The organism is Streptomyces xanthii (genome assembly GCF_014621695.1).
Taxonomy (GTDB): Bacteria; Actinomycetota; Actinomycetes; order Streptomycetales; family Streptomycetaceae; genus Streptomyces; species Streptomyces xanthii.
In genome coordinates this window covers 6780807-6798613 of sequence record NZ_CP061281.1, presented here as the reverse complement: position 1 = coordinate 6798613, position 17807 = coordinate 6780807, and the positions used below count along the sequence as shown (strand labels likewise).

Annotated in this window: 16 protein-coding genes and 1 pseudogene; 10 read left to right on the top strand and 7 right to left on the bottom strand. The window is 73.5% G+C overall.

Annotated features, from left to right (window positions below; translation table 11 throughout):
* Positions 1-101: 101 nt before the first annotated feature.
* Positions 102-863 carry a class I SAM-dependent methyltransferase gene (locus IAG42_RS30705; RefSeq protein ID WP_188340208.1) on the top strand — a complete coding sequence of 254 codons (762 nt, stop codon included), beginning with the start codon at positions 102-104 and terminating at the stop codon, positions 861-863.
* On the opposite strand, the gene IAG42_RS30700 is transcribed toward IAG42_RS30705, so the two are convergent.
* Positions 841-1302, bottom strand: coding sequence for a hypothetical protein (locus IAG42_RS30700; protein ID WP_188340207.1), 462 nt, complete (start codon positions 1300-1302; stop codon positions 841-843). The genes IAG42_RS30705 and IAG42_RS30700 overlap by 23 nt on opposite strands.
* A gap of 188 nt (positions 1303-1490) precedes the next feature.
* On the opposite strand from IAG42_RS30700, the gene purB reads away from it, so the two are divergent.
* Entirely contained in the window at positions 1491-2930 is a 1440-nt protein-coding gene (gene purB / locus IAG42_RS30695) for an adenylosuccinate lyase (protein WP_188340206.1), read from the top strand.
* Positions 2927-3481: a G/U mismatch-specific DNA glycosylase gene (gene mug / locus IAG42_RS30690; RefSeq protein WP_188341683.1), complete on the top strand. Its 555-nt coding sequence runs from the start codon at positions 2927-2929 to the stop codon at positions 3479-3481. Before purB ends, mug begins: the two co-directional genes overlap by 4 nt.
* A 49-nt stretch (positions 3482-3530) precedes the next feature.
* Here mug and IAG42_RS30685 read toward each other — a convergent pair whose 3' ends face one another.
* The 3 genes from IAG42_RS30685 to IAG42_RS30675 all read right to left on the bottom strand — a co-directional run bounded on the left by IAG42_RS30685 (position 3531) and on the right by IAG42_RS30675 (position 6137).
* Positions 3531-4337 (bottom strand): SAM-dependent methyltransferase, encoded by an 807-nt coding sequence (locus IAG42_RS30685; protein ID WP_188340205.1) that lies wholly within the window; start codon positions 4335-4337, stop codon positions 3531-3533.
* Positions 4338-4467: 130 nt separating this feature from the next.
* Positions 4468-5208 (bottom strand): ABC transporter permease, encoded by a 741-nt coding sequence (locus IAG42_RS30680; RefSeq protein WP_188340204.1) that lies wholly within the window; start codon positions 5206-5208, stop codon positions 4468-4470.
* Between the two features lie 2 nt (positions 5209-5210).
* On the bottom strand, positions 5211-6137 hold the full coding sequence (locus IAG42_RS30675; RefSeq protein ID WP_188340203.1) for an ABC transporter ATP-binding protein: 927 nt from the start codon (positions 6135-6137) through the stop codon (positions 5211-5213).
* A 108-nt stretch (positions 6138-6245) separates the two neighbouring features.
* On the opposite strand from IAG42_RS30675, the gene IAG42_RS30670 reads away from it, so the two are divergent.
* The 3 genes from IAG42_RS30670 (at position 6246) to IAG42_RS30660 (ending at position 9419) form a co-directional block, all read left to right on the top strand.
* Positions 6246-7463, top strand: a complete 1218-nt coding sequence (locus IAG42_RS30670) for a sensor histidine kinase (protein WP_188340202.1) — start codon at positions 6246-6248, stop codon at positions 7461-7463.
* A 14-nt stretch (positions 7464-7477) separates the two neighbouring features.
* Positions 7478-8128 (top strand): response regulator, encoded by a 651-nt coding sequence (locus IAG42_RS30665; RefSeq protein ID WP_188340201.1) that lies wholly within the window; start codon positions 7478-7480, stop codon positions 8126-8128.
* Positions 8129-8261: 133 nt separating this feature from the next.
* Positions 8262-9419, top strand: coding sequence for an ROK family protein (locus IAG42_RS30660; RefSeq protein ID WP_188340200.1), 1158 nt, complete (start codon positions 8262-8264; stop codon positions 9417-9419).
* Between the two features lie 653 nt (positions 9420-10072).
* Here IAG42_RS30660 and IAG42_RS30655 read toward each other — a convergent pair.
* Both IAG42_RS30655 and sigJ read right to left on the bottom strand, forming a co-directional pair.
* The gene (locus tag IAG42_RS30655) at positions 10073-10834 is read right to left on the bottom strand and encodes a GntR family transcriptional regulator (RefSeq protein WP_188341682.1); all 762 of its coding nucleotides are present in this window, start codon (positions 10832-10834) and stop codon (positions 10073-10075) included.
* 274 nt (positions 10835-11108) lie between these two features.
* Positions 11109-11993 carry an RNA polymerase sigma factor SigJ gene (gene sigJ / locus IAG42_RS30650; RefSeq protein ID WP_188340199.1) on the bottom strand — a complete coding sequence of 295 codons (885 nt, stop codon included), beginning with the start codon at positions 11991-11993 and terminating at the stop codon, positions 11109-11111.
* Positions 11994-12155: 162 nt separating this feature from the next.
* Here sigJ and IAG42_RS30645 point away from each other — a divergent pair, with 162 nt between their 5' ends.
* Positions 12156-12983: an alpha/beta fold hydrolase gene (locus IAG42_RS30645; RefSeq protein ID WP_188340198.1), complete on the top strand. Its 828-nt coding sequence runs from the start codon at positions 12156-12158 to the stop codon at positions 12981-12983.
* Between the two features lie 36 nt (positions 12984-13019).
* Here IAG42_RS30645 and IAG42_RS30640 read toward each other — a convergent pair.
* A pseudogene (locus IAG42_RS30640) lies at positions 13020-13859 on the bottom strand (DMT family transporter); the annotation flags it as partial.
* A gap of 167 nt (positions 13860-14026) precedes the next feature.
* On the opposite strand from IAG42_RS30640, the gene pdxR reads away from it, so the two are divergent.
* The 3 genes from pdxR to IAG42_RS30625 all read left to right on the top strand — a co-directional run bounded on the left by pdxR (position 14027) and on the right by IAG42_RS30625 (position 17806).
* Complete coding sequence (gene pdxR / locus IAG42_RS30635) at positions 14027-15463, top strand: MocR-like pyridoxine biosynthesis transcription factor PdxR (RefSeq protein ID WP_188340197.1); 1437 nt, start codon at positions 14027-14029, stop codon at positions 15461-15463.
* A gap of 49 nt (positions 15464-15512) precedes the next feature.
* Positions 15513-16055, top strand: a complete 543-nt coding sequence (locus IAG42_RS30630) for a GNAT family N-acetyltransferase (protein WP_188340196.1) — start codon at positions 15513-15515, stop codon at positions 16053-16055.
* A 170-nt stretch (positions 16056-16225) separates the two neighbouring features.
* On the top strand, positions 16226-17806 hold the full coding sequence (locus IAG42_RS30625) for an alkaline phosphatase D family protein (RefSeq protein WP_188340195.1): 1581 nt from the start codon (positions 16226-16228) through the stop codon (positions 17804-17806).
* Position 17807 lies beyond the last annotated feature (1 nt).

The window sequence follows — 17807 nt, the reverse complement described above, 5'->3', positions numbered from 1 at the left end:
GAGCGGGTGCCGATCTTTGTGGTTCCTGTCAGTCGGTGTTCGCTCCGGCGCGCCGGAAGACTGCGACGCGCCAGACACCACCGACCCCTGCGGGAGGCATCGTGAGCACGAGCGCGGAGCAGCAGTACGACCGGATCGGCGAGGCGTTCGAAGGGTTCAAGGCCCTGACGCTGTGCCGCTATGCGGAGGTCCCGGGCTTCCTGGAGCTGGTCGGCGACGTGCGCGGCCGGTCCGTCCTCGACCTGGCCTGCGGGACCGGCTTCTACAGCCGCGAGTTCAAGCGGCGCGGGGCCGACGACGTCCTCGGCGTCGACGTGTCCGGCGAGATGATCAACGCCGCGCTGCGCATCGAGGAGGCCGACCCGCTGGGCGTCCGGTACGCGGTGGGCGACGTGGCACGGCCGGATTCGCTCGGCCCGGGCCGCTACGACCTCGCGACCGCCGTGAACCTGCTCAACTACGCGGACACCACCGACACGATGACGGCCATGTGCCGCACCATCCACGCCGCGCTCGCGCCCGGCGGCACGTTCTACGCCCTCAACCAGAGCCCGGACTACGACTTCGAGGGGCCGAGCCCGCGCCCGTACGGGTTCCTCAGCGAGCTGGAGGGCAGCCGCTCCGAGGTCGGTCCCCGGGTACGCATCACCGCGTTCCTGGAGCCGCAGCCGGTCTCCTTCACGGCGAACCTGCCGCGCCGCGAGGTGTACGCCGAGGCGCTGACCCGGGCCGGCTTCACCGAAGTCACCTGGTCGCCGCTGCCCGTATCGCCCGAGGGCCGCGCGGCGTTCGCCCCCGGCTTCTGGGACGACTACGAGGCGAACCCGCCCTTCGAACTCCTCACGGCCCGGCGCCCCGCCTGACCGTTCGGGGCGGCGGGGGCGGCGGGGGCGGGTAGGCCGGGCGGGGCGGCACGCGCGGTGCGGGGGGACGCACGGCGGCCGGCGGAGGCGGGGGCTCGTCCGGGATCACGGCACGGGGCCTGGGCCGGGGCGCCGGGGCCGCCGCCGGTGGCGGGCCGGGTGGCGGGGGCGGTGGGGCGTCCGGTGCGGACAGGAGCGGGACGCCCGCGCGCAGCCGGCGCACGGATTCCTCGGCCCGGCGCCGGGCTCGGGGGTCGTCGTCCCGGGTGAAGTCGAGCCGGATGCCGAGCCGGCCGAGCCCCTGCACCTCGCTCAGCCGGTAGCCCATCGCGTGCGCGATCCGCTCCGCCCGCTCCCGCTCGTCCCGGCTCCCGGACCGCAGCACGACCTCGACCCGCCCCCGCCCGTCGAACCGCCCCCGCACCACCTGCTCGTCCATCCCCCACCCCTTCCCGCCCTACACCTCGACCACCCGCCGTGGCTCGGCCCGCAGCACTTCGGTACCGGTCATCCGTACAGCATCGCGGACGCGTACCGTGAGTAGCGCCGACTCCCGGATCACCTGTACGTTCCTCCAGGTCGGCGGTGGTTCGGAGCCTGTAGGGACGCCCGGTAAACTCCGTACACGTGACTGCGCCTGCCAAGCCCCGTATCCCGAACGTTCTCGCCGGACGCTATGCCTCCGCCGAGCTCGCCACCCTCTGGTCCCCGGAGGAGAAGGTGAAGCTTGAGCGTCGGCTCTGGCTCGCCGTCCTGAAGGCCCAGAAGGACCTGGGGATCGAGGTGCCGGACGCCGCGATCGCGGACTACGAGCGCGTGCTCGACCAGGTCGACCTGGCCTCCATCGCCGAGCGTGAGAAGGTCACGCGGCACGACGTGAAGGCCCGCATCGAGGAGTTCAACGCGCTCGCCGGGCACGAGCAGGTCCACAAGGGCATGACGTCCCGCGACCTGACGGAGAACGTCGAGCAGCTGCAGATCCGGCTCTCGCTCGAACTGATCCGGGACCGTTCCGTCGCCGTCCTCGCGCGCCTCGGCAAGCTGTCGGGCGAGTACGCCGAGCTGGTCATGGCGGGCCGCTCGCACAACGTCGCGGCGCAGGCCACGACTCTCGGCAAGCGCTTCGCGACCGCCACCGACGAACTGCTGGTCGCGTACGGCCGGGTCGAGGAGCTGCTCACCCGCTACCCGCTGCGCGGCATCAAGGGCCCCGTCGGCACGGCGCAGGACATGCTCGACCTGCTGGGCGGCGACGACACGAAGCTGGCCGAGCTGGAGGACCGGATCGCCGGTCACCTCGGCTTCGCGCAGGCCTTCACCTCCGTCGGCCAGGTCTACCCGCGCTCGCTCGACTACGAGGTCGTCACCGCGCTGGTGCAGCTCGCCGCGGCCCCGTCCTCGCTCGCCAAGACGATCCGTCTGATGGCCGGGCACGAGCTGGTCACCGAGGGCTTCAAGCCGGGCCAGGTCGGCTCGTCGGCGATGCCGCACAAGATGAACACCCGCTCCTGCGAGCGCGTCAACGGCCTGATGGTGATCCTGCGCGGCTACGCGTCGATGACCGGCGAGCTGGCGGGCGACCAGTGGAACGAGGGCGACGTCTCGTGCTCGGTCGTGCGCCGCGTGGCGCTGCCGGACGCGTTCTTCGCGCTCGACGGCCTGCTGGAGACGTTCCTGACGGTGCTCGACGAGTTCGGCGCGTTCCCGGCCGTCGTCGCCCGTGAGCTGGACCGCTACCTGCCGTTCCTCGCCACCACGAAGGTGCTCATGGCGTCGGTGCGCGCGGGCGTGGGCCGCGAGGAGGCCCACGAGGCGATCAAGGAGAACGCCGTCGCGTCCGCGCTGGCGATGCGCGAGCAGGGCGCGGAGCGCAACGAGCTGCTGGACAAGCTCGCCGCCGACTCCCGCATCCCGCTGGACCGCGCGCAGCTCGACGGGCTGATGGCCGACAAGCTGTCGTTCACGGGCGCCGCCGCCGGCCAGGTCGCGCAGGTCGTCGCGCGCGTCGAGGAGATCGTCAAGCAGCACCCGGAGGCCGCCGGGTACACGCCCGGAGCCATCCTCTGACCCGGCTCACCCCCGCGGACCTGGAGGCCGCTCGTGACCGTCTCGTTCCGGACGTCGTCGCGAGCGGCCTCTCCGTGCTGTTCTGCGGGATCAACCCGGGGCTGATGACGGCGGCGACCGGCCACCACTTCGCGCGGCCCGGCAATCGTTTCTGGCCGGTGCTGCATCTGTCCGGCTTCACGCCGCGCCTGCTGAAGCCGTCCGAGCAGGACGAGCTGCTGTCGTACGGGTTGGGGATCACCAATGTGGTGGCGCGGGCGACGGCCCGCGCGGACGAGCTGAGCGCCGAGGAGTTCCGCGAGGGCGGGCGGATCCTCACGGAGAAGGTCACGCGGCTGCGCCCGCGCTGGCTGGCGGTCGTGGGCGTGACCGCGTACCGGTCGGCCTTCGGCGAGCCTCGTGCCCAGATCGGGCCGCAGGAGCGGGAGATCGGAGGCGCCCGGGTGTGGGTGCTGCCCAATCCCAGCGGCCTGAACGCGCACTGGACGGCCACGACGATGGCGGAGGAGTACGCGCGGCTGCGCGAGGCAGCCGCCGCCGCGCCGGACTAGCCCCCCGGTCATCGGTTCCACTCCCCCGCCGACCCACCACCCCGCCTCGCTACGGCTTGCGGGCCACGACGCCGAACTGGGCCACCAGCGGCCCCTCCTCGGTGCCTTCGGAGCGCCAGCGCGCGCAGGAGACGAGGCCGGGCTCGACGAGCTCCAGGCCGTCCAGAAAGCCGAGCACCTCGGCGCCGGTGCGGGCGGTGATCGGCGGGGTCGCGTTCTCGTTCCAGAACTTCATCGCCGCCTCGTTGCCCTCGCCGCCCAGCTCCAGGGTGGGGTGCGTGAGGACGACATAGCTCCCGGACGGGACGGCCTCGACGAGACGACGCACGATCGCCGCGGCCTCGTCCGTGTCCAGCACGAAGTTCAGGATGCCGAGCAGCATGATCGCGACGGGGCGGTCGAAGTCGAGGGTGGCGGAGGCGGCCTCGACGATGGCGCGCGGGTCGTGGGCGTCCGCGTCCACGTAGTTCGTCGCGCCCTCGGCGGTGCTGGTGAGCAGCGCGCGGGCGTGGGTCAGCACGATCGGGTCGTTGTCCACGTAGACGATCCGCGCGTCGGGGGCGATGCGCTGGGCGACCTCGTGCGTGTTGTCCACCGTCGGCAGGCCCGTGCCGATGTCGAGGAACTGGCGGACGCCCGCCTCCCCGGCGAGGAAGGTGACGGCCCGGCCGAGGAAGGCGCGGTCGGCGCGCGCGACCTCGCCGATGCTCGGGTACATGGACGTGACCATGTCGCCGACCTGTTCGTCGACCTGGTAGTGGTCCTTGCCGCCCAGCCAGTAGTTCCACACACGGGCGTTGTGCGCGATGTGGCTGGCGATCCGCTCTCCCGGCTGCTGCGCGCTGTCGTCGCTCATGTGCTCCCCTTCGTGCCGTGGCCTGCGTGCCGTGGCTGCTGCTCGACCGTCGCGCCGGCCCCTGCGGACCGGCGCTCAAGATCCCCTGCACGCAGGGTAGTTCCTCCCGCCGACAACGGAAGCCCCGTAGTCAGGCGTCCCTGCGGCGCACGGCCCACCAGCCCGCGAGCACGGCGGCCGCGGCCCACAGGGCGCTCACCGCGAGTCCCGTCCACGGCCCGAGCGAGCCGGCGGTGTGCTCGCGCAACACCTGCTGTCCGGCCCGGTCCGGGAGGAAGTCGGCGGCGTTGCCGGCCACGTCCCCGACGACGAACGACACGATGAGGATGAACGGCACCAGGATGCTCAGCACGGCGACGGCACTGCGCAGCACACTGGTGAGCCCGGCGGCGAGCAGCGCCATGAGCGCGAGGTACACGCCGCCGCCGAGGCAGGCGCGGACGGCTCCGGTGTCGCCGAGGCCGAGCGCGTAGGACCCCATGAAGGCCTGTCCGGCGAGGAACGCGGTGAAGGTGGTGAGGGTGCCGACGGCGAACGCGCTCGCGCCGATCACCGCGAGCTTCGACAAATACAGGCGGTTCCGGTCGGGGACGGCGGTCAGGGAGACGCGCAGCGCGCCGTTGAGGAACTCGCACGAGACGGCGGTGGCCCCGAAGGCGATGGCGGCGATCTGGCCGAAGTTGAGGGCGTAGAAGGCGAAGAACAGGAGGTCGTCGCCGCCGTCGGCGCGGGCCTCGTCCTGTCCGATGGTCGCGGTGACCAGGAGGGTGATGGCGACGGTGGCGGCGAACACGGAGACGAGCGAGCCGAAGCTGCCGCGCAGCGATCTGATCTTGATCCACTCGGAGTGCAGCACAGCGGTGGTGGACATGATCAGGCCTCCTGGAGGGACGTGGACGTGCCGGTGAACTCGGCTTCGCGGGCGGTCAGGGCGAGGTAGGCGTCCTCCAGGGAGGCCTGCTCGTCGGCCAGTTGGAGGACGGGGACCCCTTCCCTTGCGGCGAGGGCGCCGACGTCGGCCGCGGTCGCCCCGTCGACGAGGAGCCGGCCGTCGTCGAGCGTGACGGCGTGTCCCGCGCGGGTGAGCGCGGTCCGCAGCCGGGCCGGGTCCGTGGTGCGTACGTGGACGCGGCGCGCGCTGTGCGCGGCGATGAAGTCGGGCATCGAGGTGTCGGCGAGGAGCCGGCCGCGGCCGAGGACGACGAGGTGGTCGGCGAAGGTCGCGGTCTCGTTCATGAGGTGGCTGGAGACCAGGACCGTGCGTCCCGCGCGGGCGAGCTCGCGCATCAACTCGCGGATCCAGATGATGCCTTCGGGGTCGAGCCCGTTGGAGGACTCGTCGAGCATCACCACTTCGGGGTCGCCGAGCAGGGCCGCCGCGATGCCGAGGCGCTGGCGCATGCCGAGGGAGAACGTCTTGACGCGGCGCTTGGCGACGGCGGCGATGCCGGCCTGTTCCAGGACCTCCTCGACGCGGCGGGCGGGGATGCGGTTGCTGACGGCGAGGGCGCGCAGGTGGTCGCGTGCGGTGCGGGCGCCGTGGGCGGCCTGGGGGTCGAGGAGCGCGCCCACGGTGCGCAGCGGTTCCGCGTACGTCCCGTAGGCGCGGCCGCCGATGAGCGCGCTTCCCGAGGTGGGGCGGTCGAGTCCGAGGGCGAGGCGCAGGGTGGTGGACTTTCCGGCGCCGTTCGGGCCGAGGAAGCCGGTGACGCGGCCGGGCTCGACACTGAAGGTCAGTCCGTCGACGGCGCGCGTCGTGCCGTACTCCTTGGTGAGGTCCAAGACGTCGATGCTGGTCATGGCTTCAGCCTCGCCCGGCGAAGGGGTACGGGTCCTCCCCCGCCGGTGGAGATCGTCTCCCCCGTGCGGGGGAGCCTTCGGGTGCGGGGCTGCTGGCACGATGGGCGCATGCCCCGCCTTGTGAGACCGCTGTTCCGCGCGGTGACGTACACCCGTTGGCTGCATCTGTTGAGTGCGGCGGTTCTCGCCTTCGTGTGCGCCATGATCTACCCCGGTCTGTCGCGGCCGTCCCTCACGGACTGGCTGCTCGTGTACGCGGTGCCGGTTCCCCTTCTGGTGGTGGCGGGACTGTTTCCCGCGACCCGGAGGGCGGAGGGCCTGCAGGCACGACTGCTGCTCTTTCCGGGCGGGCACACGCGCGTGGCGGGCGACGGGGAGGAGGGCGGCGTCTCGGTGGCGCCGTCGGCGTCCTGGCGGGACCGGGCCAGGACCAGCGGGTGGCTGCTCCTGCGGCTGTTCCTGGGCCTGTCCGTCGCTCTGCTCTCTGGGCAACTGGTGGCGGTCTCGCTGGAGTTGACGGGCGCCGCGGCGGGGAACACGCCGGAGACCGTCTCCGTGCTGCCCACACCCGGCCCCGGCTGGTGGTGCGCCGCACTGATCCCGCTCCCCCTGTGCCTGCTCCTCTACGTGGTGGCGGGCGCGGGATGGCTGACGGCGCGTGCCTCCCTGCTGTTGCTGGGCCCGTCGGCGGCGGAGCGTCTCGCCGCCCTGGAGGAGCGCACCGAGCAGCTGCTGGAGCGCAATCGCATCGCGCGGGAACTGCACGACTCCATCGGGCACGCGCTGACGGTCGCGGTGGTGCAGGCGGGGGCGGCGCGGGCGGCGGGAGACCCGGCGTTCACGGACCGGGCTCTCGACGCCATCGAGGAGACGGGGCGGGCGGCCCTGGAGGACCTGGAACGCGTCCTGATGGTGCTGCGGGAGGCGGAGCGCCCCGCGAGCAGCCGTCCGACGCTCCAGGAGGCCGACCGGCTGCTCGACTCGGCGCGGGCGTCCGGCGCGAAGGTGGACGTGGAGGTGCGCGGTCCGCTGGGCGCGGTGCCGGGGCCGGTGTCCCGCGAGGGGTACCGCATCCTTCAGGAGGCGCTCACGAACGTGCTGCGCCACTGTGGCGCGGTGCCGGTCCGGGTGGAGCTCGCCGTCGACGGCGGGCGGCTCCTCCTGGAAGTGCGCAATCCGCTGCCTACCGGGGGCAGGGCCGGGTCCGGCGGCACGGGGAGCGGGTTGCGTGGGGTGCGGGAGCGGGCCGCGCTGCTGGGCGGCCGCGCGCGGACGGGCCCCCTGGGCGACGAGTGGCAGGTACACGTCGATCTGCCGGTCGGGTGATCTAGGCTGGCGCCGTGCCGCTCACCGTGCTTCTCGTCGACGACGAACCCCTGGTCCGCGCCGGTCTGCGCGCCGTGCTGGAGGCGCAGCCGGACATCGAGGTGGTCGGCGAGGCCGCGGACGGTGCGGCCGTCGTCCCGCTGGTGCGGGAGCTGCGGCCGGACGTGGTCGCGATGGACGTACGGATGCCGCTTCTCGACGGGATCGAGGCCACGCGCGCGGTGCTGCGCACGGTGGACCGGCCGCCGAAGATCCTCGTGGTCACCACCTTCGAGAACGACGAGTACGTGTACGGGGCGCTGCGCGCGGGCGCCGACGGGTTCCTGCTGAAGCGGGCGCGGCCGGCGGAGATCGTGCACGCGGTGCGCCTCGTGGCGGCGGGCGACTCGCTCCTCTTCCCGGCGGCCGTGCGGCGGCTCGCGGCGGAGTACGGCACGTCGGCGGCGCGCACCGCGCTGGAGCGGGCCGCGCTGACCGAGCGGGAGGGCGAGGTGCTGCGGCGCATGGCGCGCGGGTTGTCCAACGCGGAGATCGCCGCGGATCTCGTCGTCGGCACGGAGACGGTGAAGTCGCACGTGAGCGCCGTCCTCGCGAAGCTCGGGGCGCGGGACAGGACCCAGGCCGTGATCGCCGCCTACGAATCCGGTTTCGTCACCCCGAGCTGAGGTCCGGATCGTCCCGGATCGCGTCCCGCGCGGGTGAGCGGCGCGTTCCACATCGGTGCACCCCGAGTCTCGCCGCCGCGCCGCGCGGCGAGTAGCATCCGGCGGACACGCGCACTAGCTGGGAGGACGGACGTTGGGGCGGCTGACCGGCGGGGACCCCTCTCTGCTCAGGCGGATCAATTCCGCGGTGGTGCTGCACGCGCTGCGGGCCACGGATTTCGCGACGCTCACCGAGATCACGGGGGTGACGGGGCTCTCCCGGCCCACCGTCGAGGGCGTCGTCGAAGGGCTCATGGAGGCCGGTCTCGTCGTTGAGACGGACGGCACGGCGCCGAGCGCGCGCCGCCAGGGGCGCCCGGCGCGCAAGTTCCGTTTCCGGGCCGAGGCGGGGCATCTGCTGGGTCTGGAGATCGGGCCGCACCGGGTCGCCGCCGTGCTCTCCGCGCTCGACGGCCGGATCCTCGGCTCGGCGTCGAAGGACGTGTCGGAGACCGCCCCGGCGGACGAGCGCCTCGAGAAGCTGCGCGGCACGGTCGCCGATCTGCTGCGCCGGGCGGGCGTGGCCCGTGACTCGCTGCGCGCGGTCGGGGTGGGCAGCCCGGGGATCGTGGAGGCCGACGGCACGGTACGGCTGGGCACGGCACTGCCGGAGTGGACGGGGCTGCCGCTCGGCGACCGGCTCCGGCGTTCCTTCAGGTGCCCCGTGATCGTCGAGAACGACGCGAACACGGCGGCGGTCGCCGAGCACTGGAAGGGTGCGGGTGTCGACACCGACGACATGGTGATGGTGCTCGCGGGGCTGAGCCCGGGGGCCGGTTCACTGATCGGCGGGCGGCTGCACCGCGGCTTCGGGGGCGCGGCCGGTGAGATCGGTGCGCTGCATTTGCTCGGCCGCGAGGTGCGGCCCGAGACGCTGCTGTCGACGACGGACGAGCCGCTGCACCCGCTGGACGAGCAGGCCGTGGCGAAGGTGTTCGCGCTGGCCAGGGAGGGCGACGAGCGGGCCGGTGCCGCCGTCGAGCGGTTCATCCAGCGGCTGGTGCACGACGTCGCGGCGCTGGTCCTCGCCCTCGACCCGGAGCTCGTGGTCGTCGGCGGCTGGGCGGCCGGCCTGGACGGCGTGCTCGACCCGTTGCGGCAAGAGCTGGAGCGCTACTGCCTGCGTCCGCCGCGGGTCGCTTTGTCGATGCTCGGGGAGGCGGCGGTGGCCACGGGGGCGTTGCGCCTGGCGCTCGATCACGTGGAGGCGCAGCTGTTCGCGACGGAGGGCACGGTGTCGGCGCGCCGCTGAGGTTCCTCGGGCGGGGCCGGACCACGGGGCCGGGCCGACGCGTACGCGGGCCGGCGAGCCTGGTCACCAGGTGGACTGCGCGTCCAGGGCGGTAGTGCCGGCGCGACGCGGGCGGCAGGCCCCGACGGTCGGCCCACCGCCGATGGGCGCGGGCTCTCCGTTCGGCCCCGCCTGCGCGCCCCGCGCGGCGACTCCACGACGCCCTGGGGTCATCGGTCCGGGAGGGCCGCCGGACCATGAGGGCGGCCTCGAACCAGGCGCCCGGTCGCATGGCCGACCGATGGGCGCGGGCTCTCCGTCCGGCCCGCCCACACGCGCCGCGCGGGCGACTCCAGACGCCCTGGAGCGATCGGCGAAGGCGGTACGGGAGTCCAGCGGCAGCCGGACCGTGAGGGCGGCCTCGAACCAGGCGCCCGGTCGCATGGCCGACCGATGGGCGCGGGCTCCCCGTCCGGCCCGCCTACACGCGCCGCGCGGGCGACTCCAGACGCCCTGGAGCGATCGGTAAAGGCGGTGCGGGGTCCGGTGGGGGGGCGGCCGTGAGGGCGGACTTGCGCCGGGTGTTCCGTCGCGTGGCCGAATCGAACCCCGGTCCCGCCGACCCCCGGAACACGGCCGACCGGGGTTCGGGGCCGCTCCGCGGACGGTGCTTCTCAGGACGCGTGGGACTCCGGGGTGTGGTGGATCTCCACACTCGGGGTGTCGCCGAAGGTGAGGCGGCAGGTGTCCGCGCGGTACGTGGCCACGGCGACCGCCGCCGTCGTGCCCTTGCTGAAGTAGCGCGTCGTCACCACGAGGACCGGGGCGCCCGGCAGGCGGTCCAGCTCCTTGGCGTCCTCCGCGCGCACCGAGCCCAGCTCCACCGCACGGTCCTGGCCGTCGAGGCCCTGCCGCTGGAGCTCGCGCAGCACGGCGCGGCCGCGGGCGGGGCCGGACGGGGCGTCTATGGCGGTCAGCCCGGGCACCGAGGCGGCGGGAACGTAGAGCAGCTCGGCGGCGACGGTCTGGCCGTGCGAGACGCGTCGGCGCCGCAGCACGTGCACGCTCTCGCCCGCCCGGACGCCGAGCATGCCCGCGACGGCGGCCGGGGCCGCGTCGAGGGCGGAGTCGACGACCTGCCAGGCGTCCGCGCTGGCTCCGGGGCGGTCCTCGTCGGTGGAGGCCACGGCGACGCCCACGCGCGGCGGGGCGACGGTGGTACCGACGCCGCGGCGGCGCTGCAGGCGGCCCTCCAGCTCCAACTGCTCGAGAGCCTGCCGGAGCGTGGCGCGGGCGACACCGAATCGGGCGGCGAGGTCACGCTCGTTCGGAAGGATCTCGCCCACGGAGAACTCCGAGTCCAGCGCCTCGCTCAGCACGGTCCGCAGATGCCAGTACTTCGGCTCCGGAGCCGCTTCCAACTGCGTGGTCCCCACCCTGTCCTCCGCAACAGCCATGTCCCGGCGGCTATTTAGCGCCCTTGTTTATTAAAGGTTCCTGCACTATCCCTGCGAGCGTAGGACCCGCCCCTGACTTGGTCAAGACCAATGCTCGATCGGGCACGCCCCGCACCGGGGCCGTGCCGCGGAGCGTTCATGCGGGGCCGCACACCGTTCACACGGCGTTCGCGCGCGTGGCCGGGCACACGCGAAGGCCCGCCCCGCGACAGCGGGACGGGCCTTCGTCCGGACGACGCCTACACGAAGCGGCTCACAGGAGCGTCTGCAGCTTGTCGGGGTTGCGCACGATGTAGACCTGCTGGATCTTCCCGTCGGCGACGCCGAGCTGGATGACGGCGTCGATTTTGCCGCCCACCAGGAAGGCGACGGCCGGGGCGCCGTTGAGCTCCAGGAAGCGGTACGAGGTGTCGGCCTGCTGCGCCCCCTGGCGCGCGGCCCCGTGCACGAAGCGGCCCACCTTGTCGGCGGACTCGATGACGCGGACGGGCGCCTTGGACTTGCCACCGCTGTCCCCGACGAGGCTGACGTCGGGCGCGAGCATCTTCATGAGCCCGTCGAGGTCTCCGTCGGCGGCCGCGGCGAGGAACCGCTCGGTGAGGTCGCGCTGCTGCGCGGGGTCGACGTCGAAGCGCGGCCTGCGCTCCTCCACGTGCTTGCGCGCGCGGGCGGCGAGTTGGCGTACGGCGGCCTCGCCCCGCTCCAGAGTGGCGGCGATCTCGGCGAAGGGCAGCCCGAAGGCCTCGCGCAGGACGAAGACGGCACGCTCCAGGGGCGAGAGCGACTCCAGGACGACGAGCACGGCCAGGGACACCGAGTCGGCGAGCACGGCCTGTTCGGCGGTGTCGGGCACGCGGGGGCCGAAGTCGGTCACGAGTGGTTCGGGCAGCCACGGGCCCACGTAGGACTCGCGGCGGGACTGGGCCTGGCGCAGCCGGTCGACGGCGAGGCGGGTCGTGATGCGCACCAGATAGGCGCGGGGTTCGCGGACGTCGGCGCGGTCCGCCTGGGACCAGCGCAGCCATGCGTCCTGGACCACGTCCTCGGCGTCGGCGACGCGCCCCAGCATGCGGTAGGCCACGCCCATGAGGACGGGCCGGTGCTCTTCGAAGAGGTCGATCACGGTATCGGTGGCCACGTCTCCATCCCAACCGACGAACGACGCGCTGTCCAGGCCGGCCCGGCGGACCGGCCGATGTCGGGCGCCGCCCCTCTTGAACTCGGGCCTACTCGGCGGTAATTGTTGCTGACAAGGAGTCTAAGGACCGTCGGGGCGCGGCGGGGACAGGGAGCGAGCGACATGGCCAGGGCGACCTTCACCATCGACAGCCACGGCGGGTCCCGCGAGGTGACCGTCACGTACGAGCGGACCGGGTCCGGGGAGCCGCTGCTCCTGCTGCACGGGATCGGGCACCACTGGCAGGCCTGGCAGCCGGTGCTGCCGATCCTGGCGGCCGAACGCGACGTCGTCGCCCTCGACCTGCCGGGCTTCGGCGCCTCACCCGCGCTGCCCGACGGCCTCGCCTACGACCTGTCGACGGTCGTCCCCGTCCTGGACGCGTTCTGCCGCCACCTGGGCATCGAGCGGCCCCACGTGGCCGGGAACTCGCTGGGCGGGCTGCTCGCCCTCGACCTGGGCCGCGAGAAGCGCGTGAGGTCGGTCACGGCGCTCTCCCCCGCCGGCTTCTGGACCGAGGCGGAGCGCCGCTACGCGTTCGGCACGCTCCTCGCGATGCGTCAGGGCGCGCGGGCGCTGCCGCTCCCCGCGATCGAGCGCCTGTCCCGCTCGGCGGCCGGGCGCACCGCGCTCACCAGCACCATCTACGCGCGGCCCGGCCGCCGTTCACCCGAGGCGGTCGTGGCCGAGACCCTGGCGCTGCGCGAGGCCCCCGGCTTCCGCGAGACGCTCCGCGCGGGCCGCACCGTCCAGTTCCGCGACGACATCCCCGAGATCCCGGTGACGGTCGCCTGGGGCACGCGTGACCGCCTCCTCCTGCGCCGCCAGGGCGTGCGCGCCAAGCAGGTCCTGCCGGGGGCCCGTCTCGTCCGGCTGCCCGGCTGCGGTCACGTCCCGATGAACGACGACCCCGCGCTCGTCGCCCGCGTCATCCTCGACACCAGCCGCTGACCGGGCACCGAACACCCCGGAGCCCAGGGCGACCCCGGCCGCGACGAGCGCGCTGCCGGCGCCCTGGGCGAGTCCGTACGTCCCCGCGCCCACCAGGGGCGCCGTGCAGGCCGCCGCCACAGGGATGAGTCCGGAGAACAGCGTGGCGCGCTCCGCGCCGATCCGCTGCATGCCCGCGTACCAGCACACGAAGCCGATCACGGTGACGACGACGGCCTGCCACATCAGGGCGGCGGTCTCGGCCGGGTCCGGTACGCGCAGCCAGACGGTGCCGTCGAGGACGAGCCCGGCGAGCGCCGACTCGGCCGCCGCGACCGCGCACACCGTGCAGGACAGCAGGCGCGGGCCGAGCGGGCGCAGCACCGGGACCGCGAGCACCGCGAAGCCCACCTCTCCCGCGAGCGCCCCCACCGACCACAGCAGCCCCGGGAGGTCCGTGCGCCCCCATCCCTGGACGGTGAAGGCCCCGGCCGCGACCAGCAACGCGCCCTGGAGCACCGGCCGTCGTGGGCGCCGCCCGTCCAGGAGGGGGACCAGTACGGCCACGATCACGGGCGCGCACCCTACGAAGACACCGGGAACGGCGGGTTCCGCCGTTCGTTCGGCGGCGAGTACCGCGAGGTTGAAGCCGACCATGCCGACCGCCGCGAGGAGGGCGAGCCGTCCCCACTGCCGTCCGGTGAGCCGCTTCAGTGGTGCGAAACCGTCGCTGCGCGCCACCAGGGGGAGCAGCAGCAGGAAGGCGAGGCCGTAGCGGAGGAACTGGCCTCCCGCGTAGGGGTAGTCGCCCAGGACGCTGTTCGCGGTGAACGAGCCTCCTACGAGGACACAGGCGAGGGCGGCGAGGGCGGAGCCGCGCAAGGTGGTGGCGTTCATGGGATCGACGCTAGGAGGCGCGGTGGTCCCGTTCGGGGTCCAATCGTGGTGCGTTCTCGGGGACCAGTCGGCGGCGCCCTTCGGGGCCTCTTCGAAGGGCGCGTCTGGAACGGGGAGCCGCCGGGGGACTCTTCGGGGAGCCGGTCGTCCCAGTAGGGTGCGCCCTCATGATCCCGTCGTCGCTCCCCCAGGAGGCTTCCGCCGCTTGGGAGTTGCTGCTGCCCGCGGCGGCCGCCCCCGCACGCGCGCGTGGCCGCTCCCTCCAGAGCGCGCTGCGGGAGGCGGTGCGATCGGGCCGGCTCACCCCGGGCACCCGGCTTCCGTCGAGCCGGGACCTGGCGGGCGACCTCGGAGTGTCCCGGGGGCTGGTCACGGACGCGTACGAGCAGCTGACCGCCGAGGGCTATCTCCGCAGCGGCCGGGGCGCCGGCACCTGGGTGAGCGACGCGGTGCGGGCCGCGGCGCCCGCCGTGCGGGATCTGTCGCCGCGCCGGCCGGGAGACAGCCGGGTGGACTTCGTGGCGGGGCGCCCGGACCTGTCGATGTTCCCCAGGACGGCGTGGTCGGCGGCGCAGCGGGCCGTCCTCGCGGACCTGCCGCACGAGCAGCTCGGCTATCCCGATCCGCGCGGTCTGCCCCGGCTGCGTACGGCGCTGGCGGAGCTGCTGACCCGGCGTCGCGGTGTCGTGGCGGACCCGGAGCGGATCGTCGTGTGTTCCGGGGTGACCCAGGCGGTGACCCTGCTGGGCATCGTCCTCCACGCGCGCGGGGAGCGCGCCGTGGGCGTCGAGGACCCCGGCAGCCCGCAGTACGAGGAGCTGTTCGCGACGGCCGGGCCCCGGGTCGTGCGTCTCCCGATGGACGACGAAGGGCTCGCGCTCGGCCCGCTGCGGGCCTCGGGCGTACGCGCCGTGGTGACGACTCCGGGGCACCACTTCCCGTCCGGCATCGCCTACTCCGCGGACCGCAGGGCGGGGCTGCTCGCGTGGGCGCGCGAGACGGGCGGGATCGTCGTGGAGGACGACTACGACGGCGACTTCCGCTACGACCGGGCTCCCGTGGGCGCGCTCCAGGGGCTGGATCCGGACCGCGTCGCCTACACGGGCTCGGTGAGCAAGTCCCTCGTCCCGGGCCTGCGCCTGGGCTGGCTCGTCGTCCCCGACGGCCTCGCCGACGAGGTCGTCGCCCGCAAGCAGTACATGGACCTCGGCAATCCCACGCTCGACCAGGCCGTTCTCGCGCACTTCATGGAACGTGGCGACTACGACCGCCAGTTGCGCCGCTGCCAGCGCGCCTACAAGGAACGACGGGACGTGCTGCTGTCCGCCCTGGAGACGTATCTGCCCGGTACGCGTGTGTCGGGCATCGCGGCGGGCCTGCACGCCATCGCGACCCTCCCCGAGCACTACGGACCCGAGCGGCGCCTCCTGGAACGCTGCGCCGAGGCGGGCGTGACGGTCCGTCCGCTCAGCGCCTACGGGCGCGCGGAGACCGCCGGGGTGTCCCTGGTGCTCGGCTACGCCCACGTGCCGCCCGCGCGGATCACCGAGGGCGTGCGTCTCCTGGCGGAGGCGGCGCGGCCTTCGGGCGGGCGGCCGGCCTGAGGACGAATTCCGGTTGCCGTGCTGTCGTGCGGCCCGGTAGGAAGTCCGCATGTTGAAGGGCAGCAAGGTCGGGCTGAGGGCCCGCCACGAGGACGACGTCCCGATCCTGCAGGCCGAGCTCTACGACGACGTGGTCACCACATCGCGCGCCAATGGGAAGCCGTGGCGGCCGATCACGCCCGGCTCCAAGAAGACCCAGTTCCTGGTGGACGACGAGGACCAGGTCAACATCCAGTTCTCCGTCGTCGACCTGGAGCACGGCACCCTGCTCGGGGGCGCACAGCTGTGGGGCATCGACCCGCACAACAGGGCCGCGCACATCGGCATGGGCCTGCGTCCCTCCGCCCGCGGTCAGGGCTACGCGACGGACGTGGTGTCGGTGCTGTGCCATTACGGTTTCGTGATCCGCGGCCTGAACCGGCTGCAGATCGAGACGCTGGCGGACAACGCGGCGATGTTGCGCTGCGCCGAGCGCAACGGATTCGTCCGCGAGGGCGTGCTGCGCTCCTCCGCGTGGGTGATGGGCGAGTTTCTCGACGAGGTGCTGCTCGGACTGCTCGTCCAGGACTGGAAGCAGACCGCGCAGGAGTAGGCCGGCGCTGCGCGGCGCCACGCGCGCGTGCCCTGTTCCCATGACGGCAGGGGCGGTTGTTCACTTGAGGTTCGTGTGCGCGCCGTGGGCAAGCCGTAAGTGTGGCTCCGCGGCGCCGCGCGCGATCCATGGCCCCGCACCCGTCGTCGGAACCGTCATTGGAGGCGCCCATGTCACACCGTTCCCCGAGTCCGCTGCCCGGCCGTCGTGGAGTCCTGCGCGGGGCGCTGGGCGCGTCGGCGGCGCTCGCCCTCCCGACGATCGGCTCCGCCGCGCCCGCGTTCGCCCTCTCGGGACGGCCGGAGGCCGGCTGGGGTGTGCAGGCCGGTGACGTGACGGCACACTCGGGTCTGGTGTGGGTGCGCTCGGACCGGCCCGCGCGGATGGTCGTCGAGACCTCGCGCACCGGGTCGTTCCGCGACGTGACCCGGTGGCAGGGCCCGCTGCTCGGCCCCGGCACCGACTTCACGGGCACGACACGGCTGCGCGGACTGCCGCCCGGCGAGCAGATCCACTACCGGGTGGTCCTCGCCGATCCGGACGACCCTCGCCGCACGGGCGAGCCGGTCGAGGGCACGTTCCGCACCGCGTCCGTGTCCCGGCGCGACGGGGTGCGCTTCCTGTGGTCGGGAGACATCGCGGGCCAGGGCTGGGGCATCAACCCGGACCGCGGCGGCTACCGCGTGTACGAGGACATGCGCGCCCTGGACCCGGACTTCTTCCTGTGCAGCGGCGACAACATCTACGCGGACGGCCCGATCCAGCCCAGCGTCACGCTCCCGGACGGACGGGTGTGGCACAACATCACGACCGAGGAGAAGTCCAAGGTCGCCGAGACCCTCGCCGAGTTCCGCGGCGCGTTCCGGTACAACCTCCTCGACGAGAACGTGCGCCGGTTCAACGCGCAGGTCCCCACGATCACCCAGTGGGACGACCACGAGGTGCACAACAACTGGTACCCGGGCCAGCTGCTGGCCGACGACCGGTACACGGAGAAGAACGCGGACGTGCTCTCGGCCCGTTCGCTGCGCGCGTTCAGCGAGTACTTCCCGGTCTCGTCCCTGCCCGCCGGCGACCCGGACGGCCGCGTGTACCGGGTGCTGCACCAGGGGCCGCTGCTCGACGTGTTCGTGCTCGACATGCGCACGTACCGGAACGCGAACTCCTCGAACCGGCAGGCCGACGACACCACCGGGATCCTCGGCGCGGAACAACTCGCGTGGCTCAAGCGCGAGTTGTCGCGGTCCCGGGCCACATGGAAGGTGATCGCCTCGGACATGCCGCTCGGCCTGGTCGTGCCCGACGGCGCGACGCGGTTCGAGGCGGTGGCGCAGGGCGACCCGGGCGCACCGCTCGGCCGGGAGCTGCAGATCGCGGAGCTGCTGCGGCACATCAAGCACCGGCGGATCACGGGCACGGTGTGGCTGACGGCCGACGTGCACTACACCTCGGCGCAGCACTACGAGCCGGAGAAGGCCGCGTTCCAGGACTTCGAGCCGTTCTGGGAGTTCGTGTCGGGGCCTCTGGCCGCGGGCGGGTTCCCGGCGGTGAAGCTCGACGGGACGTTCGGCCCGCAGCAGGTGTTCCTCAAGGCTCCGTCGCGGGCGAACACGTCCCCGGCCGAGACCACGCCGTACTTCGGCGAGGTCGACATCGACGGCGACAGCGGCGAGTTGACGGTGCGCCTGCGGCAGGAGGGCGGCGACGTACTGTTCTCGAAGACGCTGCAGCCGGGGCGTGTCGGCCAGTGAG